The organism is Roseicyclus marinus, from assembly GCF_036322625.1.
In the GTDB taxonomy this organism is placed as follows: domain Bacteria; phylum Pseudomonadota; class Alphaproteobacteria; order Rhodobacterales; family Rhodobacteraceae; genus Roseicyclus; species Roseicyclus marinus_A.
Genome location: NZ_AP027266.1, coordinates 3,002,989 through 3,028,365, shown reverse-complemented (window position 1 = coordinate 3,028,365; position 25,377 = coordinate 3,002,989). Strand labels below are relative to the sequence as shown.

Genomic DNA, 25,377 nt, shown 5'->3' with positions numbered 1-25,377 from the left:
GGCACGATGTATGGGGTCCAGCAGAAAGGGTCACAGCATGGCCGCTACCTCCGTTCTCCCCGTTGATCAGAAAAAGCGCATCCTCGTCATCAGGATCGTGTTTCTGGCAGCGTTGCCCCTGATCCTTTTCGTGCAGCCCCGGCTTGCCATCGGCACCTTCGGCCACGAGGTGGTGGAGGCTGCGGGCCTCATGCTGCTTTTGGTCGGCGTTCTGGGGCGGCTGTGGTCCATCCTTTATGTCGGGGCGGTCAAGAACCAGGAGCTGATGCGCAGCGGCCCGTATTCGATGACGCGCAATCCGCTCTATTTCTTTTCGACCCTCGGCATGGCTGGCATCGGCCTGATGCTGGGGGCTGCGTTCTTTGCCGTGTTGCTGGGCGGGCTGACCTTTGCCATCCTCTATGTCACGGCCACGCGCGAGGCGGCGTTTCTGCGCGCGACCTTTGGCGAGGCCTATACCGCCTATGAGCGCGACGTGCCGTTTTTCTGGCCCGATCCGCGCCTGTACAAGAGCAGCGACACCGTCACCTTCAACAGCCGCGCGCTGCGCAACACGTTGTTCGACGCGCTGGGCTTTCTGGTGGCGATCCCCATCGTGGAGCTGATCGACGCGCTCAAGACCTCGATGGACTTCGCTTTGTTCACCGTGTTCTGACAGGGCGGCGCGGGGGCGGCCCGGGGGTGGCGCGGGGCAATCCCGACCCGCGGTTGACACCCCCCGCGACTCCCCCTATACGCCGCGACACTTGGCCAGCCGACCGACAGGTCCGCACCCGGCCCGACATAGAATTGTAGTGGTCATGATCCGGGCCGTTTGAGGTGCCCCGATCCTCTGGAACTTCCACCGCAGCGTCCTCCAGGTAGGGAAGGGATGCTTGCGGTTTTGGTGTTTTCGTGCATCGCACGGGTGCGCCGCTGACATGAGAGAGCAAGACGGGGAACCGAATGCCGACGATTCAACAGCTGATCCGCAAGCCGCGGCAGCCCAAAGTGAAACGCTCCAAGTCCCAGCACCTGGAGTCCTGCCCGCAGAAACGGGGCGTGTGCACGCGCGTCTACACCACCACTCCGAAGAAGCCGAACTCGGCCATGCGGAAAGTGGCCAAGGTGCGCCTGACCAACGGCTTCGAGGTCATCAGCTACATTCCCGGTGAAAGCCACAACCTTCAGGAACACTCGGTGGTCCTGATCCGTGGCGGCCGCGTGAAAGACCTTCCCGGCGTGCGCTACCACATCCTTCGCGGTGTTCTCGACACGCAGGGCGTCAAGGATCGTCGCCAGCGTCGTTCGAAATACGGCGCGAAGCGCCCCAAGTAAGAGGATACAGAGATGTCCCGTCGTCACGCCGCTGAAAAGCGCCAGGTCCTGCCCGATGCCAAGTTCGGCGATACGGTCCTGACCAAGTTCATGAACAACCTGATGATCGACGGCAAGAAGTCGGTCGCAGAACGCATCGTCTACAACGCGCTGGAACGCGTCGAGGGCAAGCTCAAGCGCGCCCCCGTCGAGGTCTTCCACGAAGCGCTCGACAACGTGAAGCCCGCCGTCGAGGTTCGCTCGCGCCGGGTCGGCGGTGCGACCTACCAGGTCCCCGTCGAGGTCCGCCCCGAGCGTCGCGAGGCGCTGGCGATCCGCTGGCTGATCAACGCCAGCCGCGCGCGCAACGAGAACACCATGGAAGAGCGTCTGGCCGGCGAACTGATCGACGCCGCCAACTCGCGCGGTTCCGCGGTGAAGAAGCGCGAAGATACCCACAAGATGGCCGACGCGAACCGCGCCTTCAGCCATTACCGTTGGTAAGTGATCCGGCGGCCCCGTCCGGGGGCCGCCTCAGACCGTCAATCCAAGCCTGAGGACCTCCCCCATGGCACGCCAATACCCGCTCGAGCGCTACCGCAATTTCGGCATCATGGCGCATATCGACGCCGGCAAGACCACGACGACCGAGCGCATCCTTTACTACACCGGCCGGTCCCACAAGATCGGCGAAGTTCATGATGGCGCCGCCACCATGGACTGGATGGAACAGGAACAGGAACGCGGCATCACCATCACGTCGGCCGCCACCACCACCTTCTGGCAGTGGCAGGAAGACCCGACCGCCGAAGGCACGTCGGACACGAAGGTGCGTTTCAACATCATCGACACCCCCGGCCACGTGGACTTCACCATCGAAGTCGAGCGTTCTCTGGCCGTTCTGGACGGCGCCGTCGCGCTTCTGGACGCCAACGCCGGTGTCGAACCCCAGACCGAAACCGTCTGGCGTCAGGCTGACCGCTACAAGGTTCCGCGCCTCGTCTTCGTCAACAAGATGGACAAGATCGGTGCCGACTTCTTCAACTGCGTGAAGATGGTCAAGGACCGCACCGGCGCGACGCCCGTTCCCGTCAACTTCCCCATCGGGGCCGAAGACAAGCTCGAAGGCATCGTCGACCTCGTGACCATGGAAGAATGGGTCTGGCAGGGTGAAGACCTGGGTGCCTCCTGGGTGCGCCAGCCGATCCGCGACGATCTGCAGGACCTTGCCAACGAATGGCGCTCGGTCCTCGTCGAGAACGCCGTCGAAATGGACGACGCGGCGATGGAAGCCTATCTCGAAGGCGAAGAGCCCGACGTCCCGACGCTGCGCAAGCTGATCCGCAAGGGCTGCCTGTCGATGACCTTCGTGCCCGTGCTGGGTGGGTCGGCCTTCAAGAACAAGGGTGTGCAGCCGCTGCTGAACGCCGTGGTCGATTACCTGCCGAGCCCGCTCGACGTGGTCGATTACATGGGCTTCGAGCCGGGCGACGAAACCGAAACCCGCAACATCGCGCGCCGCGCCGATGACGCGATGCCCTTTGCCGGCCTGGCGTTCAAGATCATGAACGACCCCTTCGTCGGCTCGCTCACCTTCACCCGGATCTATTCGGGCGTCCTGAAAAAGGGCGATGGCATCCTGAACTCCACCAAGGGGCGCAAGGAACGCATCGGCCGGATGATGATGATGCATTCCAACAACCGCGAGGAAATCGACGAGGCCTTCGCGGGCGACATCATCGCGCTGGCGGGTCTGAAGGAAACCACCACGGGCGACACGCTGTGCGACGCCGCCAAGCCGGTGGTTCTGGAAACCATGACCTTCCCCGATCCGGTGATCGAGATCGCCGTGGAACCCAAGACCAAGGCCGACCAGGAAAAGATGGCGCAGGCGCTGCAGCGTCTGGCGGCCGAGGATCCGTCCTTCCGCGTCGAAACCGACATGGAATCGGGCCAGACGATCATGAAGGGCATGGGCGAACTTCACCTCGACATCCTCGTCGACCGCATGAAGCGGGAGTTCAAGGTCGAGGCGAACATCGGTGCGCCGCAGGTGGCCTATCGTGAAACGATCGGGACCAAGATCGAACATACCTACACCCACAAGAAGCAGTCGGGTGGGTCGGGTCAGTTCGCCGAGGTCAAGCTGGAGATCAGCCCGACCGAGCCGGGCGAAGGCTATTCCTTCGAGAGCCGCATCGTCGGCGGTGCCGTTCCCAAGGAATACGTGCCGGGCGTCGAAAAGGGCATCAAGTCGGTGATGGATTCGGGTCCGCTGGCGGGCTTCCCCGTGATCGACTTCAAGGTCGCGCTGCTCGACGGCAAGTTCCACGACGTGGACTCCTCGGTTCTCGCCTTCGAGATCGCCAGCCGCATGTGCATGCGCGAAGGCCTGAAGAAGGCCGGCGCCAAGCTCCTCGAGCCGATCATGAAGGTCGAGGTCGTCACGCCCGAGGATTACACGGGCGGCATCATCGGCGATCTTACCTCCCGCCGTGGTCAGGTGACCGGGCAGGAAAGCCGTGGCAATGCCATCGTGATCAACGCCTTCGTGCCGCTGGCCAACATGTTCGGCTACATCAACACGCTGCGCTCCATGTCCTCGGGCCGCGCGCAGTTCACGATGCTGTTCGACCATTACGAGCCGGTTCCGCACAACATCTCGGAAGAGATCCAGGCGAAATACGCATGACGGGGCGCCGGGCCTTGGCCCGGCCTACCCACAAACCGTAGGTCGGGCGTTGCGCCCGGCACCCCCTTCAAGGAGGCCATCATGGCAAAGGCAAAGTTTGAACGTAACAAGCCGCATGTGAACATCGGCACGATTGGTCACGTGGACCACGGCAAGACGACGCTGACGGCGGCGATCACGAAGTATTTCGGCGAATTCCGGGCCTATGACCAGATCGACGGCGCGCCCGAGGAAAAGGCACGCGGGATCACGATCTCGACCGCGCACGTGGAATACGAGACCGAAGCGCGCCACTACGCGCACGTCGACTGCCCCGGCCACGCCGACTACGTGAAGAACATGATCACCGGTGCCGCACAGATGGACGGCGCGATCCTGGTGGTGAACGCGGCCGACGGCCCGATGCCCCAGACCCGCGAGCACATCCTGCTGGCGCGCCAGGTGGGCGTTCCCGCGCTCGTCGTGTTCATGAACAAGGTGGACCAGGTCGACGATCCGGAGCTTCTGGAGCTTGTCGAGATGGAAATCCGCGAGCTTCTGTCCTCCTACGACTTCCCCGGCGACGACATTCCGATCGTTTCGGGCTCGGCTCTGGCCGCGATGGAAGGCCGTGACGCCGACATCGGCGAGAACAAGATCCGCGAACTGATGGCGGCGGTTGACGCCTATATCCCGACGCCCGCACGCGCCGTGGACCAGCCCTTCCTGATGCCGATCGAAGACGTGTTCTCGATCTCGGGCCGCGGCACCGTGGTGACCGGCCGCGTCGAGCGTGGCGTGATCAACGTCGGCGACGAAATCGAGATCGTGGGCATCCGCGACACCAAGAAGACGACCTGCACGGGCGTGGAAATGTTCCGCAAGCTCTTGGATCGTGGTGAGGCGGGCGACAACATCGGCGCGCTGCTGCGCGGTGTGGACCGTGAGGGCGTCGAGCGCGGCCAGGTGCTGTGCAAGCCCGGCTCGGTGAAGCCGCACACGAAGTTCGAGGCCGAAGCCTACATCCTGACCAAGGAAGAGGGTGGCCGTCACACGCCGTTCTTCGCGAACTACCGCCCGCAGTTCTACTTCCGCACGACGGACGTGACCGGGACGGTTCAGCTGCCCGAGGGCACCGAGATGGTGATGCCCGGCGACAACCTGAAGTTCACGGTCGAGCTGATCGCACCGATCGCGATGGAAGACGGCCTGCGCTTCGCCATCCGCGAAGGCGGCCGCACGGTTGGTGCAGGCGTCGTTTCCAAGATCATCGAGTGATCCTGGCAAGGGTGCGCCTGAAGGCGCACCCTACAGAAACCACCGGGGTCCCTGCGTAGGGTGCGCCTTCAGGCGCACCAAACCGCAGTCGGGCGAAGAATCTTCGCCCCCGCCGCAGGTGGTGACTTGAAAACCCGGGGGCCGCGCTGTAAGGCGCGGCCTTCACCGGCCACAAGGCCGGATCAATGAAACCGGTTCGACGAGGGGTGGACCTAAACCCCCTCCTCTCAACTGAAAGGAAAAGACGATGGCGATTGCCAGCCAGAACATCCGGATCCGCCTCAAGGCGTTCGATTACCGGGTTCTCGATGCCTCCACCGCGGAGATCGTGAACACCGCGAAGCGCACCGGCGCGCAGGTCCGTGGGCCGATCCCGCTGCCCAACAAGATCGAGAAGTTCACGGTTCTCCGTGGCCCCCACATCGACAAGAAATCGCGCGACCAGTGGGAAATCCGTACCCACAAGCGTCTGCTCGACATCGTCGATCCGACCCCGCAGACGGTGGACGCGCTGATGAAGCTCGACCTCGCCGCCGGCGTGGATGTCGAGATCAAGGTCTGAGGGGGGCAGGAGACATGTTGCGCTCTGGTGTAATCGCCAAGAAGCTGGGCATGACCCGGCTGTTCATGGAAGACGGCCGTCAGATCCCGGTGACCGTCCTCCACCTCGACAAGCTTCAGGTCGTCGCACAGCGCACGCCCGAGACCGACGGCTACACCGCCGTCCAGCTCGGCGCGGGCACCGCGAAGGTCAAACGCGTTTCGGCCCCGATGCGTGGCCATTACGCGAAGGCCAGCGTCGAACCCAAGCGGAAGCTCGTGGAATTCCGCGTCGATGCGGAAAACCTGCTGCCCGTCGGTGAGGAAATCATCGCCGACCATTACTTCGAAGGTCAGTTCGTCGACGTGACGGGCACCTCGATCGGTAAGGGTTTCGCAGGTGCCATGAAGCGGCACAACTTCGGTGGTCTGCGCGCCTCGCACGGCGTGTCGATCAGCCACCGTTCGCACGGCTCGACCGGTCAGTGTCAGGACCCGGGCCGCGTGTTCAAGGGCAAGAAGATGGCCGGCCACATGGGTGCCGCGCGCGTCACGACGCAGAACCTGCAGGTAGTCCGCACCGACAGCGACCGTGGCCTGATCATGGTCAAGGGTGCTGTGCCGGGCTCCAAGGGTGGCTGGGTCACGATCAAGGATGCGGTGAAGAAGCCCTTCCCCGAGAACGCGATCCTGCCCGCAGCGCTGAAATCCGCCGCCGAGGAAGCCAAGCGCGCAGCCGAGGAAGCGGCGGCCCAGGCCGCTGCCGAAGAGGCTGCCGCCGCCAAGGCCGCGGCCGAGGCTGAACAGGCAGCGCTCGAAGCCGCCGAGGCCGAGGCTGCAACCGAGGCGCCCGCCGAGGATGCCGAGAAGAAGGACGGTGAGGCATGAAAATCGACGTCATCAAACTGGACGGCGGCAAGGCCGGTTCGGTCGATCTGGGCGAGGCCATCTTCGGCCTGGAACCCCGCGCCGACATCCTGCACCGCGTCGTGCGCTGGCAGCGCAACAAGGCACAGCAGGGCACCCATGCCACGCTGGGCCGGTCCGAGGTCAGCTACTCGACCAAGAAGATCTACAAGCAAAAGGGCACCGGCGGCGCACGTCACGGCTCCCGCAAGGCTCCGATCTTCCGCAAGGGTGGCGTCTACAAGGGCCCGACCCCGCGCAGCCACGCCCATGACCTGACCAAGAAGTTCCGGGCACTGGGTCTGAAGCACGCGCTGTCGGCCAAGGCTGCCGAGGGCAATCTCGTGGTTCTGGAAGCGGCCGCAATGGACGCGCCCAAGACCGCGATGCTGGCCAAGCAGATCAAGAACCTCGGCTGGAAGCGCGCGCTCATCATCGACGGCGCGCAGGTCGACGAGAACTTCGCCATGGCGGCGCGCAACATCGAGGGCCTCGATGTCCTGCCGTCGATGGGCGCGAATGTCTATGACATCCTCAAGCGGGACACCCTGGTCATCACCAAGGCCGGTCTCGAAGCACTGGAGGCACGGCTGCAATGACCGCGAAAGCCGCACATTACGACGTGATCCGCAAGCCGATCATCACCGAGAAATCCACCATGGCGTCCGAGAATGGCGCGGTGGTCTTCGAAGTGGCGATCGACTCGAACAAGCCCCAGATCAAGGAGGCCGTCGAAAGCCTCTTTGGTGTCAAGGTGAAGGCCGTGAACACGACCATCACCAAGGGCAAGGTCAAGCGGTTCCGCGGGCGCCCCGGCACCCGCAAGGACGTCAAGAAGGCCTATGTCACCCTCGAAGAGGGCAACACCATTGACGTCTCGACCGGGCTCTAATAGAGCGCGGCATCCCATTGGCCCCGGGCGCGTCCCGGGGCCGTGACATTTCCGGCGCCTTCGGGGGCCGGGTCTCAAGCCGGGGACCTTCGGGGCCCTATACATCGAAAACAGGGTTCACCCCCTGCAAAGCAACGGAAGACAGAAAGCATGGCACTCAAGTCGTACAAGCCGACGACGCCGGGCCAGCGCGGGCTGGTGCTGATCGACCGTTCGGAGCTTTGGAAAGGTCGCCCCGTAAAGGCCCTGACCGAGGGTCTGACGGGTAATGGCGGCCGGAACAACACCGGACGGATCACCGCACGCCGGCGTGGCGGTGGCGCAAAGCGTCTCTATCGCATCGTCGATTTCAAGCGGACCAAGTTCGACGTTTCGGCCGTGGTCGAGCGGATCGAATACGATCCCAACCGCACCGCCTTCATCGCGCTGATCCGCTACGAGGATGGCGAACAGGCCTATATCCTCGCGCCCCAGCGTCTGGGCATCGGTGACAAGGTCGTGGCCTCCGCCAAGGCCGACATCAAGCCCGGCAACGCGATGCCCTTCTCGGGCATGCCGATCGGCACGATCGTCCACAACATCGAGCTCAAGCCCGGCAAGGGTGGCCAGATCGCACGCGCCGCGGGCACCTATGCCCAGTTCGTCGGCCGTGACGGTGGCTATGCGCAGATCCGCCTGTCCTCGGGCGAATTGCGGCTCGTACGCCAGGAATGCATGGCGACGGTTGGCGCGGTCTCGAACCCCGACAACTCGAACCAGAACCTCGGCAAGGCCGGTCGCGTCCGCCACATGGGCAAGCGCCCCGCCGTTCGCGGTGTCGCCATGAACCCGATCGACCACCCCCATGGTGGTGGTGAGGGTCGCACCTCGGGTGGCCGTACGCCGGTCACGCCCTGGGGCAAGGACACCAAGGGTCGCCGCACCCGCAACAAGAACAAGGCGTCGCAAAAGCTCATCGTGCGCTCGCGTCACGCCAAGAAGAAAGGGCGCTGATCCATGTCGCGTTCCGTCTGGAAGGGTCCTTTTGTCGACAGCTATGTCCTCAAGAAGGCCGAGAAAGCCCGCGAGTCGGGCCGCAACGAGGTCATCAAGATCTGGTCGCGCCGCTCCACCATCCTGCCCCAGTTCGTGGGCCTCACCTTTGGGGTCTACAACGGTCAGAAGCATGTTCCGGTGAACGTCACCGAGGACATGATCGGCCAGAAATTCGGGGAATATTCGCCGACGCGGACCTATTACGGTCACGCGGCCGACAAGAAAGCCAAGAGGAAGTAAGCCATGGGCAAGGATAAGAATCCCCGCCGCGTGGCGGACAACGAGGCGATGGCCAAGCTGCGCATGCTGAAGACCAGCCCGCAAAAGCTGAACCTGCTGGCGCAGCTGATCCGCGGCAAGAAGGTCGAAAAGGCGCTCAGCGACCTGACCTTCTCGAAAAAGCGGATCGCGCTGGACGTGAAGAAATGCCTTCAGTCCGCCATCGCCAACGCCGAGAACAACCACGGTCTTGACGTCGACGAGCTTGTCGTCGCCGAAGCCTGGGTGGGCAAGAACCTGGTGATGAAGCGTGGCCGTCCGCGGGCACGTGGCCGGTTCGGCCGCATCCAGAAGCCGTTCAGCGAGCTGACCATCAAGGTCCGCCAGGTCGAGGAGACTGCGTAATGGGACACAAGGTCAACCCGATCGGCATGCGCCTGCAGGTGAACCGCACCTGGGACAGCCGCTGGTATGCCGACACCAAGGACTACGGCAAACTGCTCCTTGAAGATCTCAAGATCCGCGAGTTCATCGAGGAAGAGTGCAAGCAGTCCGGCGTCAGCCGCGTCATCATCGAACGCCCGCACCGCAAGTGCCGGGTGACGATCCACACCGCGCGCCCGGGCGTGATCATCGGCAAGAAAGGCGCCGATATCGAAACCCTGCGCAAGAAAGTGGCGGCACTGACCGACTCGGAACTGCACCTCAACATCGTCGAGGTCCGCAAGCCCGAGCTGGACGCAGCGCTTGTCGCGGAATCCATCGCCCAGCAGCTCGAGCGCCGGGTTTCGTTCCGTCGCGCGATGAAGCGTGCGGTTCAGAACGCGATGCGCATGGGTGCGCTCGGTATCCGGGTCAACGTCGCGGGCCGCCTCGGCGGTGCCGAGATCGCCCGGACCGAATGGTACCGCGAAGGCCGCGTGCCTTTGCACACGCTGCGCGCGGATATCGATTACGCGCTGGGTGAGGCATCCACGCCTTACGGCATCATCGGGATCAAGGTCTGGATCTTCAAAGGTGAGATCCTCGAGCATGATCCTTCGGCCCGCGATCGTCGTCAGGCGGAGCTTCAGGAAGGCGGGGGCCCGCGCCCGCGCCGTGACCGGTAAGGAGCATTAGAGATGCTGCAACCCAAACGCACGAAATTCCGCAAGATGTTCAAGGGCCGCATCAGCGGCGAAGCCAAGGGCGGGTCTGACCTGAACTTCGGCACCTTCGGCCTCAAGGCGCTCCAGCCCGAGCGCGTGACGGCACGTCAGATCGAGGCGGCTCGCCGCGCTCTGACCCGTCACATGAAGCGTCAGGGCCGCGTCTGGATCCGGATCTTCCCGGACACCCCCGTGACCTCCAAGCCGGTCGAAGTCCGGATGGGTAAGGGCAAGGGTTCGGTCGATTACTGGGCCTGCAAGGTCAAGCCCGGCCGGATCATGTTCGAGGTCGACGGCGTGTCCGAGGAAATCGCCCGCGAAGCCCTGCGCCTCGCCGCGATGAAGCTGCCGATCAAGACCCGCACCGTGGTGCGCGAAGACTGGTAAGGTCGAAAGCGCCAAAGGCGTTTTCGGGCCTCAGCCCGGTTCGAATTGAAAAGGCCCCGGCATCGTCCGGGGCCTTTTCCTTTGCCGCTGCCCGGCCCTGCCCATCCTGCGTAGGGTGCGCCTGTCACGGCGCACCGCCGCCCATGGTGCGCCTGAAGGCGCACCCGCCACCTCTTGCGCCGTGGTGCGCCTGAAGGCACACCCTACCCATAACCGGAGGTCCCCATGCCCAACATCAGATCGCTCTTCGTCACCCGCCTCTATCACGGCAAACTGGCCGAGCTTGGCCCCGCCATCGATCATGACGAATTGGTGGCCTCGTGCTTTTCCATCGCCGAGGATGACGAGGCGGGTCAGGATTGGTGCGAGGAAAACGGCTATCCCGGCTATACCTCCTACGCCTCCCTCACCGATCTGCCCTGGCGCTTCCCGATCTTCGAGGCCTTGGTGCAGGCGCTCGACGCCCATGTCGCGGCCTTTGCCGAGGATCTGGAATTCGACCTCGAGGGGCGCAAACTGGTGCTGGAGGATATCTGGATCAACATCCTCCCCGAGGGTGGCATCCATACCAGCCACATCCACCCCCATTCGGTGATCTCCGGCACGACCTATGTGCAGGTCCCCCCCGCGGCGCGGTCGATCAAGCTGGAGGATCCCCGCCACGCGATGATGATGGCGGCCCCCAACCGGCGAAAGGATTGCCGCGAGGAACTGCGCGCCTTCGTCTATCCGGGCCCTGTCGCGGGCGATGTGCTCTTGTGGGAAAGCTGGCTCCGCCACGAGGTGCCGATGAACATGGACGAGGATGACCGGGTGAGCGTGAGCTTCAACTATCGGTGGGAGTGAGGCGCCACAGCTCGATCAGGCCACTGCCAGCGTCGCAGGTGCTTGGCCGATGAAGGTTACGTCCCCCCACCTGAGCCCCAAGGGCGACACCGTGATCTGTACCAGCTGAATAGGTAGGGTATCGCTGGTCAACCGAAGGGACAAGACCGTCGTCCCACGCGCCGTGTCGTCTCTAAGTTGGCCGCTTTCAACAACATAACGCGGATCGAGAGCTGACAGATCAATGGATAGCGTATCCACACCCCGCTCGAAATCGACGATCCGCGCGGCATCGTTAATGAAGATGGTGGGATCGTCGGGGTAAGGCGTGTACGACCCGCTTTCGCTTGTCAGCACAAACTCGAAACTGTCCGCGCCGGCCCCACCAGCCATCCGCGGGCCGTAAGTCGCGGGAAAGCCGGGCTCGTGCATACGAGGCAGCGGAAACACCTCGACCTCATGGGTCAGGGTGTCGTTGCCCTCACCGCCGTTGGCGACGATGAAAAAGTTGGTGCCGTCGTAAGACACGCCAGCGGTCGTAATCACGTCGTCGCCTGCGCCACCCAGGAGCCGAATGTTGTCTGACAAAGTTCCGTCCAGTGTGTCGTTGCCGGCGCCGCCGTCGACTGTCGTTGCGTCACCCCCTCCGGAGAGCACGTTTATGCTGTCATCGCCCTCGCCACCCGTGACGCTGCTGCCCAATAAAAAACCCGCGATCGTGTCGTCACCCGCGCCGCCCGTGATGGTGCTTCCACCGCCAACGGCCATGATGACGTCATCGCCTGCGCCGCCATCGATCTGTCCGTCCGCAAGGAACGGACCGCCACGGACATAGGTGTCGCCTAGGTCGATGCTGTCGTCACCGTTCCCGGCGGTGATGCTTGTGGTGAACGTGCCCTCAACCGCAGGATCGAGGATATAGCTGTCCACGCCATCGCCGCCCGTGGCCTGCAAACCGTCTGTCACCAGCGTGACCAGCGCTTGCTCCCCTTCGTCGTCGGGAGGGGCATCAGGCAGAGCATCGGGGGTGGCTTCATCTGACGACCCGGACGCGTCGTCCTCTTTGTTCAACAGATCCGTCGCGACAAACCCGACGGTTGCCGCCATCAGTAACAAGAGTACTACCGACATCGTTACAAGCTACCAAGAGTTCACTAAAAAAAAGCTGGCCGCCGGTATTTCTGCATGTCAACCAAATGTGTCGCCACACATTGTTTCCCTGGGGCGACATTGGGTCGAAAAGCCTTGCGGCCCGGGGGAAACGCGCCTATACGCGCCCTCTATTCACCGACCTCCACGGGAATCGGCGTGACCCTATGCTATGGGGCGTCCCCGTGATGTTGAAAGGACCAAGGCGATGAACGCCAGCGAACTTCGCGAGAAGACGCCGGATCAGCTGCGTGACCAGCTCGTCCAGCTCAAGAAGGAGGCCTTCAACCTCCGCTTCCAGCAGGCCACCGGCCAGTTGGAAAACACCGCCCGCATGCGCACCGTCAAGCGTGACGCCGCCCGCGTGCTGACCATCCTGAACGAAAAAGCGGCTGCCGCAGCAGGGGAGGCCAACTGATGCCCAAGCGTATCCTGCAAGGCACCGTCACGTCGAACGCCAACGCCCAGACCGTCACCGTGTCGGTCGAGCGTCGCTTCAAGCACCCGGTTCTGGCCAAGACCATCCGGAAGTCCAAGAAGTATCGCGCCCACGACGAGACCAACCAGTTCAACGTGGGGGATGTCGTCCGCATCCAGGAATGCGCCCCCAAGTCGAAAACCAAGCGCTGGGAGGTGCTGGAGCGCGTCTGACGCACCCAAGCACATCTCGGTTTGATCGAAACCCCGGGGTCAATGTCCTGACAAGGCGGCCCCGGACGTCGGGAGAAACCAAATGATCCAGATGCAGACCAATCTGGATGTTGCTGACAATTCCGGTGCCCGGAAGGTTCAGTGCATCAAGGTCCTCGGCGGTTCCCACCGCCGGTACGCCTCGGTCGGCGACATCATCGTGGTGTCGGTGAAAGAGGCCATTCCGCGTGGCCGCGTGAAGAAGGGTGACGTCCGCAAGGCCGTCGTCGTGCGCACCGCCAAGGAAGTGCGCCGCGAAGATGGCACCGCCATCCGCTTCGACCGCAACGCCGCCGTCATCCTCAACAACAACAACGAGCCGGTCGGCACCCGTATCTTCGGGCCGGTGGTTCGTGAGCTGCGCGCGAAGAACTTCATGAAGATCATCTCGCTCGCGCCGGAGGTGCTGTAATGGCTGCGAAACTCCGCAAGGGCGACAAGGTCGTCGTGCTGGCCGGCAAGGACAAGGGCAAGCAGGGTGAAATCACCCGCGTCATGCCCACCGAAGGCAAGGCCATCGTCGACGGCGTGAACATCGCCATCCGTCACACCAAGCAAAGCGCCTCGAGCCAGGGCGGCCGCATCCCCCAGGCGATGCCGATCGCACTGTCGAACCTCGCGCTGCTGGACAAGAACGGCAAACCGACCCGCGTCGGCTTCAAGCTCGAAGACGGCAAGAAGCTGCGTGTCGCCAAGACCACGGGGGACGTGATCGATGCTTGATACCGCAACCTACACCCCGCGCCTCAAGACGCTGTTCCGCGAGACGATCAAGCCCGCGCTCAAGGAAGAGTTCGCCTACAAGAACGACATGCAGATCCCGAAGCTCGAGAAGATCGTGCTGAACATCGGCTGCGGTGCGGAATCGGTGCGCGACTCGAAAAAGGCGAAATCGGCGGTCGAGGATCTGACCACCATCGCCGGCCAGCAGGCCGTCGCCACCATCGCGAAAAAGTCGATCGCAGGCTTCCGGGTCCGCGAAGGCATGACGCTCGGCGCCAAGGTGACGCTGCGCGGCGACCGCATGTATGACTTCCTCGACCGTCTGATCACCGTCGCGATGCCCCGCATCCGCGACTTCCGCGGTGTGAAGCCGGCTTTCGATGGCCGCGGCAACTTTGCGATGGGGATCAAGGAACACATCGTGTTCCCCGAGATCAACTTCGACAAGGTCGACGAGGTCTGGGGCATCGACGTCATCATCGTCACGACCGCAAAGTCGGACGCCGAGGCGAAGTCGCTGCTCAAGCACTTCAACATGCCGTTCAACGCCTGACGCGAGAGGGAACAAACACATGGCAAAAGTTTCCATGGTGAACCGCGAACTCAAGCGTCAGAAGCTTGTGGCACAATACGCCACCAAGCGCGCGGCGCTCAAAGAGATCGCAAACGATGAATCCAAGCCGATGGAAGAACGCTTCAAGGCTCGCCTGAAACTGGCGAAGCTTCCGCGCAATTCCTCGCCCACCCGGCTGCACAACCGCTGCCAGCTCACCGGTCGCCCCAAGGCGTATTACCGCAAGCTGAAGATGTCGCGGATCATGCTGCGTGACCTGGCCTCGAACGGCCAGATCCCCGGCATGGTCAAGTCGAGCTGGTAAGGAGATCCGACGATGAACGATCCTATCGGCGATATGCTGACCCGCATCCGCAATGCGCAGATGCGTGGCAAGTCCACCGTCATGACCCCGGCTTCCCGGCAGCGCGCGCGCGTCCTGGATGTTCTGGCCGACGAGGGCTACATCCGCGGCTACGAGCCCGCGACCGACGCCAAGGGCCACCCGGCCTTTGAAATCAGCCTGAAGTACTACGAAGGCACGCCGGTCATCCGCGAGCTCAAGCGCGTCTCGAAACCCGGCCGCCGCGTCTACCTGGGCGTTGGCGACATTCCGCAGGTCCGTCAGGGTCTGGGCGTTTCCATCGTCTCCACGTCCAAGGGCGTGATGACCGATGCCACCGCCCGCGCGCAGAATGTCGGCGGCGAAGTGCTCTGCACCGTGTTCTGAGGAGAAAAGGCACATGTCTCGTATTGGGAAAAAACCGGTCGAGCTGCCGTCGGGGGTCTCGGCCTCCGTCTCCGGCCAGACCATCGAAGTAAAGGGGCCCAAGGGCACCCGCAGCTTCACCGCAACCGACGATGTCACGCTGACCATCGCCGACAACGCTGTCTCTGTCGTGCCGCGTGGCAAGTCCAAGCGCGCCCGCCAGCAGTGGGGCATGTCCCGCTCGATGGTCGAGAATCTCGTCATCGGCGTGAGCCAGGGCTTCAAGAAAGAGCTCGAGATCCAGGGCGTGGGTTACCGCGCCAATGCTCAGGGCAATGTCCTGAAACTGGCGCTCGGTTACAGCCATGACGTGGATTTCGCCGTTCCGGCGGGTGTCACCGTCACCACGCCCAAGAACACCGAAGTGGTGATCGAAGGCATCGACCAGCAACTGGTCGGCCAGGTGGCTGCGAACATCCGCGAGTGGCGCGCTCCCGAGCCCTACAAGGGCAAGGGCATCCGCTACAAGGGCGAGTACATCTTCCGTAAGGAAGGCAAGAAGAAGTAAGGGCTGCGACAATGGCACTGAGCACCAGAGACCTGTTCCAGAAGCGCCGCCTGCGCAACCGGAACAAACTGCGCGCGATGGCGAACGGGCGTCCCCGTCTGTCGGTTCATCGTTCCAACAAGAACATCAGCGTCCAGCTGATCGACGACGCGAAAGGGGTCACGCTGGCCTCTGCCTCGTCGCTCGAGAAAGATCTGGGCGTTGTCGGCAAGAACAACGTGGAAGCGGCCTCCAAGGTCGGCGCCGCGATTGCCGAGCGGGCCAAGAAGGCCGGCGTCGAGGACGTGTATTTCGACCGCGGCGGCTTCCTGTTCCACGGTCGCATCAAGGCGCTTGCCGATGCGGCCCGCGAAGGCGGCCTGAAGTTCTGATCGGTCTGGTGGGCAGATTGCCCACCCTACCACACCGTCGGCGTAGGGTGGGCAATCTGCCCACCAGACCCGCACACCGACTTGCAAGGCGCACCCCCGGGCGCGTCTTCGATGACCGGGGAACATGCGGTTCACAAACCGCGTTCACCACGGTTGACCCAACCGGCGCCCTCTGGCGTCCGACAAGACAAGGAAGTGCCACATGGCAGAACGTGAACAGCGTGATCGGGGCGAGCGTGGGGGCGATCAGCGCCGTGGCCGTCGCCGCGAAGAGCGCGAGGAAACCCCGGAATTCGCAGAACGCCTCGTGGCGATCAACCGCGTCTCCAAGACGGTGAAAGGCGGCAAGCGCTTCGGCTTTGCGGCACTGGTCGTCGTCGGTGACCAGCGCGGCCGCGTCGGCTTCGGCAAGGGCAAGGCGAAAGAAGTGCCCGAGGCGATCCGCAAGGCGACCGAACAGGCCCGCCGCCAGCTGATCCGCGTCCCCCTCAAGGAAGGCCGCACGCTGCACCACGACATGGAAGGCCATCATGGCGCCGGTCACGTCGTGATGCGCACCGCGGGCGAAGGTACCGGTATCATCGCCGGTGGTCCGATGCGCGCCGTCTTCGAAATGCTGGGCGTCAAGGACGTGGTGGCCAAGTCCACCGGGTCGCAGAACCCCTACAACATGATCCGCGCCACGCTCGACGGGCTGAAAAAGGAAACCTCGCCCCGCCAGATCGCCGCGCGTCGCGGCAAGAAGGTGGCCGACATCCTGCCCAAGCGCGACGGTGCCCCCGCCGCCGAAGCGGTCGCAGAGGAGGCCTGAGTTCCATGGCAAAGACCATCGTCGTCAAGCAGATCGGTAGCCCGATCCGCCGTCCCGCCGACCAGCGCGCAACGCTCATCGGCCTGGGCCTCAACAAGATGCACAAGACCCGCGAGCTGGAGGATACTCCCTCGGTTCGTGGCATGATCCGCAAGGTCCCGCATCTGGTCGAGATCATCGAGGAACGCGGCTGATAAGGCCCGCACCCCCCTGACAGGGGCAGGGCCCCGCCGCGGGCCCGCCCCAAACCCCACCATCATATGCCGCGTCCCTGCCAGTTTCGCTTCAAGGCAGGTGTTCCGGCTCAAGGAGAAGCGACATGAAACTGCACGAACTTCGCGACAATCCCGGCGCCGCCAAAAAGGCCAAGCGCGTCGCCCGTGGCCCCGGCTCGGGCAAGGGCAAGACCGCCGGCCGCGGTATCAAGGGTCAGAAATCCCGCTCGGGTGTGGCGATCAACGCCTACGAAGGCGGCCAGATGCCCCTCTACCAGCGTCTGCCCAAGCGCGGCTTCAACAAGCCCAACCGCAAGGAATTCGCTGTCGTCAACCTCGGCCTGATCCAGAAATTCGTGGACGAGGGCAAGATCGACGCCTCCGCCCCGATCACCGAGGATGCTCTGGTCGCCTCCGGCCTCGTGCGCCGCAAGCTCGACGGCATCCGCGTCCTGGCCAAGGGCGATGTGACCGCCAAGCTGACGCTCACTGTCACGGGCGCCTCCAAATCCGCGGTCGAGGCCGTGGCCAAGGCGGGCGGCACCCTGACCGTCGCCCAGGCAGCTGCGGCAGAGTAACACCGGGTAGGGGGGCTGCGGCCCCCCGACGCTTGTGGGCGGTTCGCAATCCGCCTACATAACCCCTCAAGTCTTACGCGCCGCAGGATCGCCATCCGGTCCGGCGGCGCATTGCCCATCAGAGAGGCGGCATGGCATCAGCAGCGGAGCAAATGGCCGCGAACATGAGCTGGAGCGCGTTCGGCAAGGCGACCGAACTGCGTCAGCGCATCTGGTTCACCCTCGGCCTTCTGATCATCTACCGCATCGGCACCTATATTCCCGTGCCCGGCATCGACGGCGTCGAATTGCGCGCCTTCTTCGATCAGGCGGCGGCGGGTCTGGGCGGCGTCCTGAACATGTTCACGGGCGGCGCGCTCTCGCGCATGGGCGTCTTCGCGCTCGGCATCATGCCCTATATCTCGGCCTCGATCATCGTGCAGCTCATGGCGGCAATGGTTCCCGCCCTCGAACAGCTCAAGAAAGAGGGTGAACAGGGCCGCAAGAAGCTGAACCAATACACCCGCTACGGCACCGTCGCGCTGGCCACCGCGCAGGCTTACGGCCTCGCCGTCAGCATGGAGGCGGGCGGTCTTGCCTCCGATCCGGGTTGGTTCTTCCGCGCAGCCTGCGTCATCACGCTGGTGGGCGGCACCATGTTCCTGATGTGGCTGGGCGAACAGATCACCAACCGTGGCATCGGCAACGGCATCTCGCTCATCATCTTCGTGGGCATCATCGCCGAAATTCCCGCCGCCCTTGCGCAATTCTTCGAATCTGGCCGCTCCGGCGCCCTGACGACCCCCGCCGTTCTGGGCGTGATCGTCATGCTGATCGCGACGCTCTTCTTCGTCGTGTTCATGGAACGCAGCCTGCGCAAGATCCACATCCAGTATCCGCGCCGCCAGGTGGGGATGAAGGTCTATGACGGCGGCTCCAGCCACCTGCCGGTCAAGGTGAACCCCGCAGGCGTCATTCCCGCGATCTTCGCCTCCTCGCTCCTGCTCTTGCCGACCACGCTCACCACCTTCTCGGGCGGTGAAGCGGCGGGTCCGGTCATGTCCTGGGTGCTGGCGAACTTCGGCCCCGGTCAGCCGCTCTACCTGCTGTTCTTCGGCGGCATGATCGTGTTCTTCACGTATTTCTACACGCTCAACGTCTCCTTCAAGACGGATGACGTGGCCGACAACCTCAAGAACCAGAACGGCTTCATCCCCGGCATCCGTCCGGGCAAGAAGACCTCCGAGTATCTGGAATACGTCGTCAACCGTATCCTCGTGCTCGGCTCGGCCTATCTGGCGCTGGTCGTGCTTCTGCCGGAAATGGTGCGCACGAACCTGGCCATCACGGCCTATTTCGGCGGCACTTCCATCCTGATCATCGTCTCGGTCGGCATGGATACCGTGCAGCAGATCCAGAGCCACCTTCTGGCCCATCAATACGAGGGCCTGATCGAGAAATCCCAGCTGCGTGGCCGCAAGTCCGGCACCCGCAAGCCGGCCAAGGGACCGCAGCGTCGATGAGCGTCAACATCATCCTTCTCGGCCCGCCCGGCGCGGGAAAGGGCACGCAGGCCGGTCACCTGACCAAGTCGCGCGGCATGGTCCAGCTCTCCACCGGCGACATGCTGCGCGAGGCGCAGGCCTCGGGCAGCGAGATGGGCAAGATCGTGGCCGATGTCATGGCCAAGGGGCAGCTCGTCACCGACGAGATCGTCATCGGCCTGATCCGCGAGAAACTGGCGCAGGGCGGTTCCGGTTTCATCTTCGACGGCTTCCCCCGCACGCTGGCCCAGGCCGATGCGCTGGCGGCCCTCATGGCCGAGATGGGGCAGGAGATCCACGCCGCGATCGAGTTGCAGGTGAATGACGAGGTGCTCGTCGACCGCATCGTCGGCCGCGCCGAGGAAGCCCGCGCCGCAGGCAAGCCCGTGCGCGCCGACGACAATGCCGAAAGCCTCAAGACCCGGCTGATGGCCTATTACAAGCAGACCTCGCCGCTGGTGGGCTATTACCACGCCAAGGGCCTGCTCAAGGGTGTCGACGGCCTTGCCCCGATTGACGAGGTCGCAGCCCAGATCGACGCGCTTCTGGGCTGATCGCGTCTCCATCGTTGGTGTTTGACGATTTCTCTTGACAGGCGGGGGCCTGCAGACCTTGACGCCCCGCCAGATTGCGCCTAAACGGCGGCTTCCCTCCGGGAATCATGAGCGGTGCAGGCCCACGGGCCCAATCCCTTCGACCTGAAAGATCGGGTCCTTCGGCCATTCCGGCCAAGGGCCTGTTGTTGTGAAAAAAGGGCCTGGCATCACGGGCTCGCAACGAAAAGGACTGACGACCTTGGCACGTATCGCAGGGGTGAACATCCCCACGTCCAAGCGCGTTCCCATCGCGCTCACCTATATCGCGGGCATTGGCCACGCCTCGGCAAAGCAGATCTGCGACGCCGTCGGCATCGACCAGACCCGCCGCGTCAACCAGCTGTCTGACGCCGAAGTGCTCCAGATCCGCGAGCATATCGACGCCAACTACACCGTCGAAGGCGACCTGCGCCGCGAAGTGCAGATGAACATCAAGCGCCTGATGGACCTCGGCTGCTACCGCGGCCTGCGTCATCGCCGCAACCTGCCCGTGCGCGGTCAGCGCACCCACACCAACGCACGCACGCGCAAGGGCCCCGCAAAGGCCATCGCCGGCAAGAAGAAGTAAGGGAGGGCTGGTTCAATGGCACGCGATCGTCGTCCCGCCAAGCGCAAGGTTTCCAAGAACATCGCCGCTGGCGTTGCTCACGTGAATTCCTCGTTCAACAACACCAAGATCCTGATCTCCGACGTGCAGGGCAACGCCATTTCGTGGTCGTCCGCCGGCACGATGGGCTTCAAGGGCAGCCGCAAGTCGACCCCCTTCGCCGCCCAGATGGCCGCCGAGGATGCGGGCCGCAAGGCACAGGAACACGGCGTCAAGACCCTCGAGGTCGAGGTTCAGGGCCCCGGTTCGGGCCGTGAAAGCGCGCTGCGCGCCCTGGCTGCCGCCGGCTTCCAGATCACGTCGATCCGCGACGTGACGCCGATGGCCCACAACGGCTGCCGTCCGCCCAAGCGCCGCCGCGTCTGAGGCATATCGTTATTCCCCGGCGGGCTGCGCGACCGTTTGCGCGGCCCGCTGACGTCATTTTGATCCTCGAGCGTGTCGGGGCCGGATCGCCCGGACACAAGAATGGAGGCGACGCATGATCCACAAGAATTGGCAAGAGCTCATCAAGCCGGCGCAGCTGGTTGTCCAGCCGGGCACCGATCCAGCGCGCAAGGCGACGGTGATCGCCGAACCGCTCGAGCGGGGCTTCGGCCTGACGCTCGGCAACGCGCTGCGGCGCGTGCTGATGAGCTCGCTCCAGGGCGCGGCCATCACCTCGGTCCAGATCGATGGCGTTCTGCACGAGTTCTCCAGCGTTGCTGGCGTCCGTGAGGATGTCACCGACATCGTCCTGAACCTCAAGGGCGTGGCGATCCGCATGGAGGCCGACGGCCCCAAGCGCCTGTCGGTTTCGGCCAAGGGTCCGCGCGTCGTGACCGCGGGCGACATTTCCGAGAGCGCAGGCATCGAGATCCTGAACAAGGATCACGTGATCTGCCACCTCGACGACGGTGCGAACCTCTACATGGAACTGACGGTCAACACCGGCAAGGGCTATGTCTCCGCCGACAAGAACCGCCCCGAGGATGCGCCCATCGGCCTGATGCCGATCGACGCGATCTATTCGCCGGTCAAGAAAGTGTCCTATGACGTGCAGCCGACCCGCGAGGGGCAGGTGCTCGACTACGACAAGCTCACGCTCAAGCTCGAAACCGATGGCTCGATCACGCCCGATGACGCCGTGGCCTATGCCGCCCGCATCCTGCAGGATCAGCTGTCGATCTTCGTGAACTTCGACGAGCCCGAGGCCGCAGGCCGCGCCGACGATGACGACGATCTCGAATTCAACCCGCTCCTCCTCAAAAAGGTGGACGAGCTGGAATTGTCGGTCCGTTCGGCCAACTGCCTCAAGAACGACAACATCGTCTATATCGGCGACCTGATCCAGAAAACCGAAGCCGAGATGCTCCGCACCCCGAACTTCGGCCGCAAGTCGCTCAACGAGATCAAGGAAGTGCTCTCGGGCATGGGCCTGCATCTCGGGATGGACATCGTCGATTGGCCGCCAGACAATATCGAGGAACTGGCCAAGAAGTACGAAGACAACTTCTGATCGGTGGGTTTCACCCACCCTACACCGGTAGGGTGGGTGAAACCCACCATCAAACCCCGGGCAATACCGCCCCAATAGGTGAGAGGCCTGCACGCACGGGCCTCCGGACAAAGCAAAATGTGAACGGAGAAAGACCATGCGTCACGCCCGCGGATACCGCCGCCTGAACCGGACCCACGAACATCGCAAGGCGATGTTCGCCAACATGTCGGGTTCGCTCATCGAACACGAACAGATCAAGACGACCCTGCCCAAGGCCAAGGAATTGCGCCGGGTCATCGAAAAGCTGGTGACCCTCGCCAAGCGTGGCGACCTGCACGCCCGCCGTCAGGCCGCAGCCCAGCTCAAGCAGGACATGCATGTCGCCAAGCTCTTCGAGGTGCTCGGCCCCCGCTACGCCGAGCGTCAGGGCGGCTATGTCCGCGTCCTCAAGGCCGGCTTCCGCTACGGTGACATGGCGCCCATGGCGATCATCGAATTCGTCGATCGCGACGTCGATGCCAAGGGTGCCGCCGACCGCGCCCGTCTCGACGCCGAAGAGGCAGCCGCCGAAGAGGCGTGACCGCGCCCCGGCACAGCCGATCGACACAGAAAAAACGCCCCGGTCCCGTCCGGGGCGTTTTGCGTTCGGGATATGGCTTTCAGCCTGCCCGCGCTCAGCCCTTCGGCCCGCCCGTCTTGGCCGCCTCTGCCGCCACGGTGGACAGCGCATGGGCCAGCGCATCCGCAGGCGGCTCCGCCATCGGCCCTTGTCCGATATATTCGAAAAGATCTTTCCGCGCGCGCGCCGGCAATTGCATGAGACGCGCAAAAAGATCCGGGTCGATCTTCTTGTCCAACAGCCTCACCCGTGTTTGACCACGGTAAAGATTACGGTTGACCGTAAACCAGACAACCTGTCTAAAAGTTCATGTACTTTTAGATAGTTTCATATGTCCAAAGCGCCCGTTCTCGATCTTCTGTTGCATGAACTGGCACTTGTTGCCCCCGGTGGTTTCGCCGTCGGCCTGCACATCCGCTATGTCTCGCCGCTGATCATGGTGAACACCTACCCTGAGAGCTGGCAGGAAGTGTATACCGCCAAGCTTTACGGGCTGCGCGACCCGACGCTTGCCTGGGGCCTCAGCCATTCGGGCACCCGCCGCTGGTCCCAGATCGGCCTGCCCGATCCCTTCGGCATCCTGCCCGAGGCCGCAGGCTACGGCCTTGTCTACGGGATGATCGCCTCCATCGGTCCCATGTCCTCGCGCACCATCGCCGGGGCCGCGCGCGCCGACCGCGAATTCACCGATGACGAGATGTCCCATGTCCACAGGATCGTGCAGCGCATGCATGACCTGTCCGAGCCGCCCGCGCGCCTGTCGCGCGCCCAGGCCGACGCACTGAAATGCATCGCGGAAGGGGACCGCCATGCCGCTGCCGCCGCCCGTCTCGGCATATCCGAAAGCGCCTTCAAGGCACGCCTGACCTCGGCCAGGCAAAAACTGATGGCCCGCACCACGGCCGAAGCCGTGCAAAGGGCCAAGGAATACGGATTGATCTGAGCCGGACCCGCTGCCGCTGCCATGACCGCGCGCCCCGCGCTGCACGTCTTGTTGCAACGACCACAACCCGGGGGGCACCCATGCAGATGACGACCTTGTCCTTCACCAATTTCCACCAGCACGGCCCGCTCTTTGCCAACATGCTCAAGGCGCGCCACCGCACCTTCGTCGATGGCATGAACTGGGACCTGCCCAGCGCCGATGGCATGGAATTCGACCAATACGACACCGCCCAAAGCCGTTGGGTCTGTGTCCATCAGGGCGACAGGGTGCTGGCGGGACTGCGCCTGACGCCCACCACGGCGCGCTGTGGCGTCTATTCCTACATGGTGCGCGATGCGCAGCGCGGGCTCCTGTCCTCGATCCCCGCCAACCTGCTCGATGATCCCGCCCCCATCGCGGCCCATATCTGGGATGCCAACCGCCTCTTCGTGGCCGAAGGCGTGGAAACCGACATCCGCCACCAGGTTCAGCTCTCGCTCATGGGCCATATGGTGCGCTCCGCCCGTGCGCTCGGGGCCTCCACGCTGATCGGCCTTCTGCCCATCGCCATTCCCCGCCTAGGCCGGCGGCTGGGCATCGACATGGAACCGGCAGGCCCGGTGATGAAGATCGGCGGCGTGGCGCATCGCTGCTTCTTCGTCTCCATGGCCTCCAAGATGCATTGATGCTCGGCTCTGGCATCCGCCCCGCGCCGGGCGTAGCCTGCGCGCCATGGACCTGTTCGACCAGTCGCAGCCAGATCAGCCCCGCAAGCCCACGGGCCCCCGGCCCCTGGCCGATCGCCTGCGGCCCGCGCATCTCTCCGATGTCATCGGGCAGGATCACCTCCTTGGCCCCGATGGCGCGCTGCGCGTCATGCTCGATGCGGGCGCGCTGACCTCGCTCATCCTCTGGGGGCCGCCGGGCGTGGGCAAGACCACCATCGCCCGCCTTCTGGCGCAGGAAATCGATCTGCATTTCGTCCAGATCAGCGCGATCTTCACCGGCATCCCCGATCTGCGAAAAGTCTTCGAGGCGGCGAAACTGCGCCACGCGAACGGGCAGGGGACGCTCCTTTTCGTCGACGAGATCCACCGCTTCAACAAGGCGCAGCAGGACGGCTTCCTGCCCCATATGGAGGATGGGACGATCCTTCTGGTGGGGGCCACGACCGAAAACCCCAGTTTCGAATTGAACGCCGCGCTCATGTCCCGCGCGCAGGTGCTCGTGCTGAACCGGCTCGACACGGCCGCGCTGGAAAAGCTTGTCGCCCATGCCGAGCTCGAGCTTCACCACCCCCTGCCGCTCCGCCCCGAGGCGCGGGTGGCGCTGATCGACATGGCCGATGGCGATGGCCGCGCGCTTCTCAACCTCGTGGAACAGGTCGCGGCGTGGAAGGTCGAAGGGCAATTGACCACCGACCAGCTGGCCGCCCGCCTGCAACGCCGCGCCGCCCAATACGACAAATCGGGCGAGGCGCATTACAACCTGATCTCGGCGCTGCACAAATCCGTGCGCGGCTCCGACCCCGACGCCGCGCTCTACTGGTTCGCCCGGATGCTCGAAGGCGGCGAAGACCCCCGCTACCTCGCCCGCCGCCTCACCCGCATGGCGGTGGAAGATATCGCGCTGGCCGATCCGGCAGCACAGCGCCACTGCCTCGACGCCTGGGCCACCTATGAGCGCTTGGGCAGCCCCGAGGGCGAATTGGCGCTGGCCGGGGCCGTGATCTACCTCGCCCTCGCCCCCAAATCGAACGCGGCCTATGTCGCCTACAAGGCGGCGCGGGCCAGCGCGCGCTCGACCGGCTCCGAACCGCCGCCCAAGCATATCCTGAACGCGCCGACCAAGATGATGAAGGATCAGGGCTACGGCGCGGGCTATGCCTATGACCACGACGCCGAGGACGGGTTTTCGGGCCAGAACTACTTTCCCGACACCATGTCGCGCCCGTCTTTCTACCAGCCCGTCGAACGCGGCTATGAACGCGATCTGAAAAAGCGGCTCGACTGGTTCGAGGGCCTGCGCGCCAAACGCAGGGGGTAAGGCGTTTTCCTCGAGGA

38 protein-coding genes are annotated in these 25,377 nt (G+C 63.9%); 36 read left to right on the top strand and 2 right to left on the bottom strand.

The genetic code is table 11. The features are described from left to right. Positions 1–37 precede the first annotated feature (37 nt). The 15 genes from AABA51_RS14640 (at position 38) to AABA51_RS14570 (ending at position 11,218) form a co-directional block, all read left to right on the top strand. Positions 38–655 carry a methyltransferase family protein gene (locus AABA51_RS14640; protein ID WP_338272751.1) on the top strand — a complete coding sequence of 206 codons (618 nt, stop codon included), beginning with the start codon at positions 38–40 and terminating at the stop codon, positions 653–655. Between the two features lie 290 nt (positions 656–945). Then, positions 946–1,317 carry a 30S ribosomal protein S12 gene (rpsL, locus tag AABA51_RS14635; protein WP_085835153.1) on the top strand — a complete coding sequence of 124 codons (372 nt, stop codon included), beginning with the start codon at positions 946–948 and terminating at the stop codon, positions 1,315–1,317. A gap of 12 nt (positions 1,318–1,329) precedes the next feature. After that, positions 1,330–1,800, top strand: coding sequence for a 30S ribosomal protein S7 (gene rpsG, locus AABA51_RS14630; protein WP_277822087.1), 471 nt, complete (start codon positions 1,330–1,332; stop codon positions 1,798–1,800). A gap of 64 nt (positions 1,801–1,864) precedes the next feature. Beyond that, positions 1,865–3,988: an elongation factor G gene (gene fusA / locus AABA51_RS14625; RefSeq protein WP_338272749.1), complete on the top strand. Its 2,124-nt coding sequence runs from the start codon at positions 1,865–1,867 to the stop codon at positions 3,986–3,988. Between the two features lie 81 nt (positions 3,989–4,069). Then, on the top strand, positions 4,070–5,245 hold the full coding sequence (gene tuf, locus AABA51_RS14620) for an elongation factor Tu (RefSeq protein ID WP_338272748.1): 1,176 nt from the start codon (positions 4,070–4,072) through the stop codon (positions 5,243–5,245). Between the two features lie 253 nt (positions 5,246–5,498). Further along, a complete protein-coding gene (gene rpsJ, locus AABA51_RS14615) occupies positions 5,499–5,807 on the top strand; it encodes a 30S ribosomal protein S10 (protein ID WP_109670966.1) in 309 nt (102 codons plus the stop codon). A 14-nt stretch (positions 5,808–5,821) separates the two neighbouring features. Further along, the gene (gene rplC, locus AABA51_RS14610) at positions 5,822–6,673 is read left to right on the top strand and encodes a 50S ribosomal protein L3 (protein ID WP_338272747.1); all 852 of its coding nucleotides are present in this window, start codon (positions 5,822–5,824) and stop codon (positions 6,671–6,673) included. Further along, entirely contained in the window at positions 6,670–7,290 is a 621-nt protein-coding gene (rplD, locus tag AABA51_RS14605; RefSeq protein ID WP_338272745.1) for a 50S ribosomal protein L4, read from the top strand. Before rplC ends, rplD begins: the two co-directional genes overlap by 4 nt. Then, entirely contained in the window at positions 7,287–7,583 is a 297-nt protein-coding gene (locus tag AABA51_RS14600; RefSeq protein ID WP_277826005.1) for a 50S ribosomal protein L23, read from the top strand. Before rplD ends, AABA51_RS14600 begins: the two co-directional genes overlap by 4 nt. Before the next feature lie 150 nt (positions 7,584–7,733). Continuing rightward, positions 7,734–8,576, top strand: a complete 843-nt coding sequence (gene rplB / locus AABA51_RS14595) for a 50S ribosomal protein L2 (RefSeq protein WP_338272744.1) — start codon at positions 7,734–7,736, stop codon at positions 8,574–8,576. A gap of 3 nt (positions 8,577–8,579) precedes the next feature. Then, positions 8,580–8,858 (top strand): 30S ribosomal protein S19, encoded by a 279-nt coding sequence (gene rpsS / locus AABA51_RS14590; RefSeq protein ID WP_277826010.1) that lies wholly within the window; start codon positions 8,580–8,582, stop codon positions 8,856–8,858. Positions 8,859–8,861: 3 nt separating this feature from the next. Continuing rightward, a complete protein-coding gene (gene rplV / locus AABA51_RS14585) occupies positions 8,862–9,242 on the top strand; it encodes a 50S ribosomal protein L22 (protein WP_338272743.1) in 381 nt (126 codons plus the stop codon). Further along, a complete protein-coding gene (gene rpsC / locus AABA51_RS14580) occupies positions 9,242–9,946 on the top strand; it encodes a 30S ribosomal protein S3 (protein WP_338272741.1) in 705 nt (234 codons plus the stop codon). Before rplV ends, rpsC begins: the two co-directional genes overlap by 1 nt. A 12-nt stretch (positions 9,947–9,958) precedes the next feature. Further along, the gene (rplP, locus tag AABA51_RS14575) at positions 9,959–10,372 is read left to right on the top strand and encodes a 50S ribosomal protein L16 (protein WP_277826016.1); all 414 of its coding nucleotides are present in this window, start codon (positions 9,959–9,961) and stop codon (positions 10,370–10,372) included. A gap of 225 nt (positions 10,373–10,597) precedes the next feature. Further along, positions 10,598–11,218 carry a TIGR02466 family protein gene (locus AABA51_RS14570; RefSeq protein WP_338272739.1) on the top strand — a complete coding sequence of 207 codons (621 nt, stop codon included), beginning with the start codon at positions 10,598–10,600 and terminating at the stop codon, positions 11,216–11,218. Positions 11,219–11,233: 15 nt separating this feature from the next. Here AABA51_RS14570 and AABA51_RS14565 read toward each other — a convergent pair whose 3' ends face one another. Beyond that, positions 11,234–12,304, bottom strand: a complete 1,071-nt coding sequence (locus AABA51_RS14565; protein WP_338272738.1) for a calcium-binding protein — start codon at positions 12,302–12,304, stop codon at positions 11,234–11,236. A gap of 250 nt (positions 12,305–12,554) precedes the next feature. Here AABA51_RS14565 and rpmC point away from each other — a divergent pair, with 250 nt between their 5' ends. From rpmC to rplQ, 18 genes are all read left to right on the top strand, one after another. Next, a complete protein-coding gene (gene rpmC / locus AABA51_RS14560) occupies positions 12,555–12,764 on the top strand; it encodes a 50S ribosomal protein L29 (RefSeq protein ID WP_338272736.1) in 210 nt (69 codons plus the stop codon). Further along, positions 12,764–12,997 carry a 30S ribosomal protein S17 gene (gene rpsQ / locus AABA51_RS14555; RefSeq protein WP_338272734.1) on the top strand — a complete coding sequence of 78 codons (234 nt, stop codon included), beginning with the start codon at positions 12,764–12,766 and terminating at the stop codon, positions 12,995–12,997. The genes rpmC and rpsQ overlap by 1 nt, the downstream gene beginning before the upstream one ends. 82 nt (positions 12,998–13,079) lie before the next feature. Further along, complete coding sequence (gene rplN / locus AABA51_RS14550; protein WP_107975769.1) at positions 13,080–13,448, top strand: 50S ribosomal protein L14; 369 nt, start codon at positions 13,080–13,082, stop codon at positions 13,446–13,448. Further along, positions 13,448–13,759: a 50S ribosomal protein L24 gene (gene rplX / locus AABA51_RS14545; protein ID WP_338272730.1), complete on the top strand. Its 312-nt coding sequence runs from the start codon at positions 13,448–13,450 to the stop codon at positions 13,757–13,759. The genes rplN and rplX overlap by 1 nt, the downstream gene beginning before the upstream one ends. Next, positions 13,752–14,312, top strand: coding sequence for a 50S ribosomal protein L5 (rplE, locus tag AABA51_RS14540; RefSeq protein ID WP_338272728.1), 561 nt, complete (start codon positions 13,752–13,754; stop codon positions 14,310–14,312). Before rplX ends, rplE begins: the two co-directional genes overlap by 8 nt. 19 nt (positions 14,313–14,331) lie before the next feature. Further along, positions 14,332–14,637, top strand: a complete 306-nt coding sequence (gene rpsN / locus AABA51_RS14535; protein ID WP_338272726.1) for a 30S ribosomal protein S14 — start codon at positions 14,332–14,334, stop codon at positions 14,635–14,637. Between the two features lie 12 nt (positions 14,638–14,649). Continuing rightward, the gene (gene rpsH, locus AABA51_RS14530) at positions 14,650–15,042 is read left to right on the top strand and encodes a 30S ribosomal protein S8 (protein ID WP_277826034.1); all 393 of its coding nucleotides are present in this window, start codon (positions 14,650–14,652) and stop codon (positions 15,040–15,042) included. 13 nt (positions 15,043–15,055) lie between these two features. Beyond that, positions 15,056–15,589: a 50S ribosomal protein L6 gene (gene rplF, locus AABA51_RS14525; RefSeq protein ID WP_338272725.1), complete on the top strand. Its 534-nt coding sequence runs from the start codon at positions 15,056–15,058 to the stop codon at positions 15,587–15,589. Between the two features lie 11 nt (positions 15,590–15,600). Beyond that, positions 15,601–15,960, top strand: coding sequence for a 50S ribosomal protein L18 (gene rplR, locus AABA51_RS14520; protein WP_277826038.1), 360 nt, complete (start codon positions 15,601–15,603; stop codon positions 15,958–15,960). Positions 15,961–16,162: 202 nt separating this feature from the next. Next, the gene (rpsE, locus tag AABA51_RS14515; protein WP_338272724.1) at positions 16,163–16,771 is read left to right on the top strand and encodes a 30S ribosomal protein S5; all 609 of its coding nucleotides are present in this window, start codon (positions 16,163–16,165) and stop codon (positions 16,769–16,771) included. A gap of 5 nt (positions 16,772–16,776) precedes the next feature. Then, on the top strand, positions 16,777–16,965 hold the full coding sequence (gene rpmD, locus AABA51_RS14510; protein ID WP_338272723.1) for a 50S ribosomal protein L30: 189 nt from the start codon (positions 16,777–16,779) through the stop codon (positions 16,963–16,965). 125 nt (positions 16,966–17,090) lie between these two features. Continuing rightward, entirely contained in the window at positions 17,091–17,564 is a 474-nt protein-coding gene (gene rplO, locus AABA51_RS14505; protein WP_338272721.1) for a 50S ribosomal protein L15, read from the top strand. Between the two features lie 131 nt (positions 17,565–17,695). Beyond that, complete coding sequence (gene secY, locus AABA51_RS14500) at positions 17,696–19,066, top strand: preprotein translocase subunit SecY (protein ID WP_338272719.1); 1,371 nt, start codon at positions 17,696–17,698, stop codon at positions 19,064–19,066. Then, positions 19,063–19,641, top strand: a complete 579-nt coding sequence (locus tag AABA51_RS14495) for an adenylate kinase (RefSeq protein ID WP_338272717.1) — start codon at positions 19,063–19,065, stop codon at positions 19,639–19,641. The genes secY and AABA51_RS14495 overlap by 4 nt, the downstream gene beginning before the upstream one ends. Positions 19,642–19,882: 241 nt before the next feature. Next, positions 19,883–20,251: a 30S ribosomal protein S13 gene (gene rpsM / locus AABA51_RS14490; RefSeq protein WP_338272715.1), complete on the top strand. Its 369-nt coding sequence runs from the start codon at positions 19,883–19,885 to the stop codon at positions 20,249–20,251. A gap of 15 nt (positions 20,252–20,266) precedes the next feature. Then, a complete protein-coding gene (gene rpsK / locus AABA51_RS14485; protein ID WP_277826050.1) occupies positions 20,267–20,656 on the top strand; it encodes a 30S ribosomal protein S11 in 390 nt (129 codons plus the stop codon). A gap of 115 nt (positions 20,657–20,771) precedes the next feature. Then, complete coding sequence (locus AABA51_RS14480; protein WP_338272713.1) at positions 20,772–21,788, top strand: DNA-directed RNA polymerase subunit alpha; 1,017 nt, start codon at positions 20,772–20,774, stop codon at positions 21,786–21,788. Positions 21,789–21,924: 136 nt separating this feature from the next. After that, positions 21,925–22,350, top strand: coding sequence for a 50S ribosomal protein L17 (gene rplQ / locus AABA51_RS14475; protein ID WP_338272712.1), 426 nt, complete (start codon positions 21,925–21,927; stop codon positions 22,348–22,350). A gap of 94 nt (positions 22,351–22,444) precedes the next feature. Here the strand turns inward: rplQ and AABA51_RS14470 are convergent, their stop codons facing one another. Continuing rightward, positions 22,445–22,588, bottom strand: a complete 144-nt coding sequence (locus AABA51_RS14470; RefSeq protein WP_338272711.1) for a hypothetical protein — start codon at positions 22,586–22,588, stop codon at positions 22,445–22,447. A gap of 132 nt (positions 22,589–22,720) precedes the next feature. Between AABA51_RS14470 and AABA51_RS14465 the strand changes: the two genes are divergently transcribed. From AABA51_RS14465 to AABA51_RS14455, 3 genes are all read left to right on the top strand, one after another. Continuing rightward, positions 22,721–23,332, top strand: coding sequence for a helix-turn-helix transcriptional regulator (locus AABA51_RS14465; RefSeq protein WP_338272709.1), 612 nt, complete (start codon positions 22,721–22,723; stop codon positions 23,330–23,332). 86 nt (positions 23,333–23,418) lie between these two features. Then, a complete protein-coding gene (locus AABA51_RS14460; RefSeq protein ID WP_338272708.1) occupies positions 23,419–24,000 on the top strand; it encodes an acyl-homoserine-lactone synthase in 582 nt (193 codons plus the stop codon). 46 nt (positions 24,001–24,046) lie between these two features. Beyond that, positions 24,047–25,360 carry a replication-associated recombination protein A gene (locus tag AABA51_RS14455; protein ID WP_338272706.1) on the top strand — a complete coding sequence of 438 codons (1,314 nt, stop codon included), beginning with the start codon at positions 24,047–24,049 and terminating at the stop codon, positions 25,358–25,360. Positions 25,361–25,377: the final 17 nt, after the last annotated feature.

Bases quoted from the DNA above. Each gene is read 5' to 3' on its own strand.
- rpsQ (WP_338272734.1), top strand. From the start codon at position 12,764: ATGCCCAAGCGTATCCTGCAAGGCACCGTCACGTCGAACGCCAACGCC.
- rplX (WP_338272730.1), top strand. From the start codon at position 13,448: ATGGCTGCGAAACTCCGCAAGGGCGACAAGGTCGTCGTGCTGGCCGGC.
- rpsL (WP_085835153.1), top strand. From the start codon at position 946: ATGCCGACGATTCAACAGCTGATCCGCAAGCCGCGGCAGCCCAAAGTG.
- rpmC (WP_338272736.1), top strand. From the start codon at position 12,555: ATGAACGCCAGCGAACTTCGCGAGAAGACGCCGGATCAGCTGCGTGAC.
- fusA (WP_338272749.1), top strand. From the start codon at position 1,865: ATGGCACGCCAATACCCGCTCGAGCGCTACCGCAATTTCGGCATCATG.
- AABA51_RS14455 (WP_338272706.1), top strand. From the start codon at position 24,047: ATGGACCTGTTCGACCAGTCGCAGCCAGATCAGCCCCGCAAGCCCACG.
- rplP (WP_277826016.1), top strand. From the start codon at position 9,959: ATGCTGCAACCCAAACGCACGAAATTCCGCAAGATGTTCAAGGGCCGC.
- rplB (WP_338272744.1), top strand. From the start codon at position 7,734: ATGGCACTCAAGTCGTACAAGCCGACGACGCCGGGCCAGCGCGGGCTG.
- AABA51_RS14640 (WP_338272751.1), top strand. From the start codon at position 38: ATGGCCGCTACCTCCGTTCTCCCCGTTGATCAGAAAAAGCGCATCCTC.
- AABA51_RS14565 (WP_338272738.1), bottom strand. From the start codon at position 12,304: ATGGCGGCAACCGTCGGGTTTGTCGCGACGGATCTGTTGAACAAAGAG.
- secY (WP_338272719.1), top strand. From the start codon at position 17,696: ATGGCATCAGCAGCGGAGCAAATGGCCGCGAACATGAGCTGGAGCGCG.
- rpsK (WP_277826050.1), top strand. From the start codon at position 20,267: ATGGCACGCGATCGTCGTCCCGCCAAGCGCAAGGTTTCCAAGAACATC.
- rpmD (WP_338272723.1), top strand. From the start codon at position 16,777: ATGGCAAAGACCATCGTCGTCAAGCAGATCGGTAGCCCGATCCGCCGT.
- rplQ (WP_338272712.1), top strand. From the start codon at position 21,925: ATGCGTCACGCCCGCGGATACCGCCGCCTGAACCGGACCCACGAACAT.
- AABA51_RS14495 (WP_338272717.1), top strand. From the start codon at position 19,063: ATGAGCGTCAACATCATCCTTCTCGGCCCGCCCGGCGCGGGAAAGGGC.
- rpsC (WP_338272741.1), top strand. From the start codon at position 9,242: ATGGGACACAAGGTCAACCCGATCGGCATGCGCCTGCAGGTGAACCGC.
- rplF (WP_338272725.1), top strand. From the start codon at position 15,056: ATGTCTCGTATTGGGAAAAAACCGGTCGAGCTGCCGTCGGGGGTCTCG.
- tuf (WP_338272748.1), top strand. From the start codon at position 4,070: ATGGCAAAGGCAAAGTTTGAACGTAACAAGCCGCATGTGAACATCGGC.
- AABA51_RS14465 (WP_338272709.1), top strand. From the start codon at position 22,721: ATGTCCAAAGCGCCCGTTCTCGATCTTCTGTTGCATGAACTGGCACTT.
- rplC (WP_338272747.1), top strand. From the start codon at position 5,822: ATGTTGCGCTCTGGTGTAATCGCCAAGAAGCTGGGCATGACCCGGCTG.
- rpsE (WP_338272724.1), top strand. From the start codon at position 16,163: ATGGCAGAACGTGAACAGCGTGATCGGGGCGAGCGTGGGGGCGATCAG.
- rplD (WP_338272745.1), top strand. From the start codon at position 6,670: ATGAAAATCGACGTCATCAAACTGGACGGCGGCAAGGCCGGTTCGGTC.
- rpsH (WP_277826034.1), top strand. From the start codon at position 14,650: ATGAACGATCCTATCGGCGATATGCTGACCCGCATCCGCAATGCGCAG.
- rplV (WP_338272743.1), top strand. From the start codon at position 8,862: ATGGGCAAGGATAAGAATCCCCGCCGCGTGGCGGACAACGAGGCGATG.
- rplE (WP_338272728.1), top strand. From the start codon at position 13,752: ATGCTTGATACCGCAACCTACACCCCGCGCCTCAAGACGCTGTTCCGC.
- rpsG (WP_277822087.1), top strand. From the start codon at position 1,330: ATGTCCCGTCGTCACGCCGCTGAAAAGCGCCAGGTCCTGCCCGATGCC.
- rpsS (WP_277826010.1), top strand. From the start codon at position 8,580: ATGTCGCGTTCCGTCTGGAAGGGTCCTTTTGTCGACAGCTATGTCCTC.
- rpsN (WP_338272726.1), top strand. From the start codon at position 14,332: ATGGCAAAAGTTTCCATGGTGAACCGCGAACTCAAGCGTCAGAAGCTT.
- rplN (WP_107975769.1), top strand. From the start codon at position 13,080: ATGATCCAGATGCAGACCAATCTGGATGTTGCTGACAATTCCGGTGCC.
- AABA51_RS14460 (WP_338272708.1), top strand. From the start codon at position 23,419: ATGACGACCTTGTCCTTCACCAATTTCCACCAGCACGGCCCGCTCTTT.
- rplO (WP_338272721.1), top strand. From the start codon at position 17,091: ATGAAACTGCACGAACTTCGCGACAATCCCGGCGCCGCCAAAAAGGCC.
- AABA51_RS14480 (WP_338272713.1), top strand. From the start codon at position 20,772: ATGATCCACAAGAATTGGCAAGAGCTCATCAAGCCGGCGCAGCTGGTT.
- AABA51_RS14570 (WP_338272739.1), top strand. From the start codon at position 10,598: ATGCCCAACATCAGATCGCTCTTCGTCACCCGCCTCTATCACGGCAAA.
- AABA51_RS14470 (WP_338272711.1), bottom strand. From the start codon at position 22,588: ATGCAATTGCCGGCGCGCGCGCGGAAAGATCTTTTCGAATATATCGGA.
- AABA51_RS14600 (WP_277826005.1), top strand. From the start codon at position 7,287: ATGACCGCGAAAGCCGCACATTACGACGTGATCCGCAAGCCGATCATC.
- rplR (WP_277826038.1), top strand. From the start codon at position 15,601: ATGGCACTGAGCACCAGAGACCTGTTCCAGAAGCGCCGCCTGCGCAAC.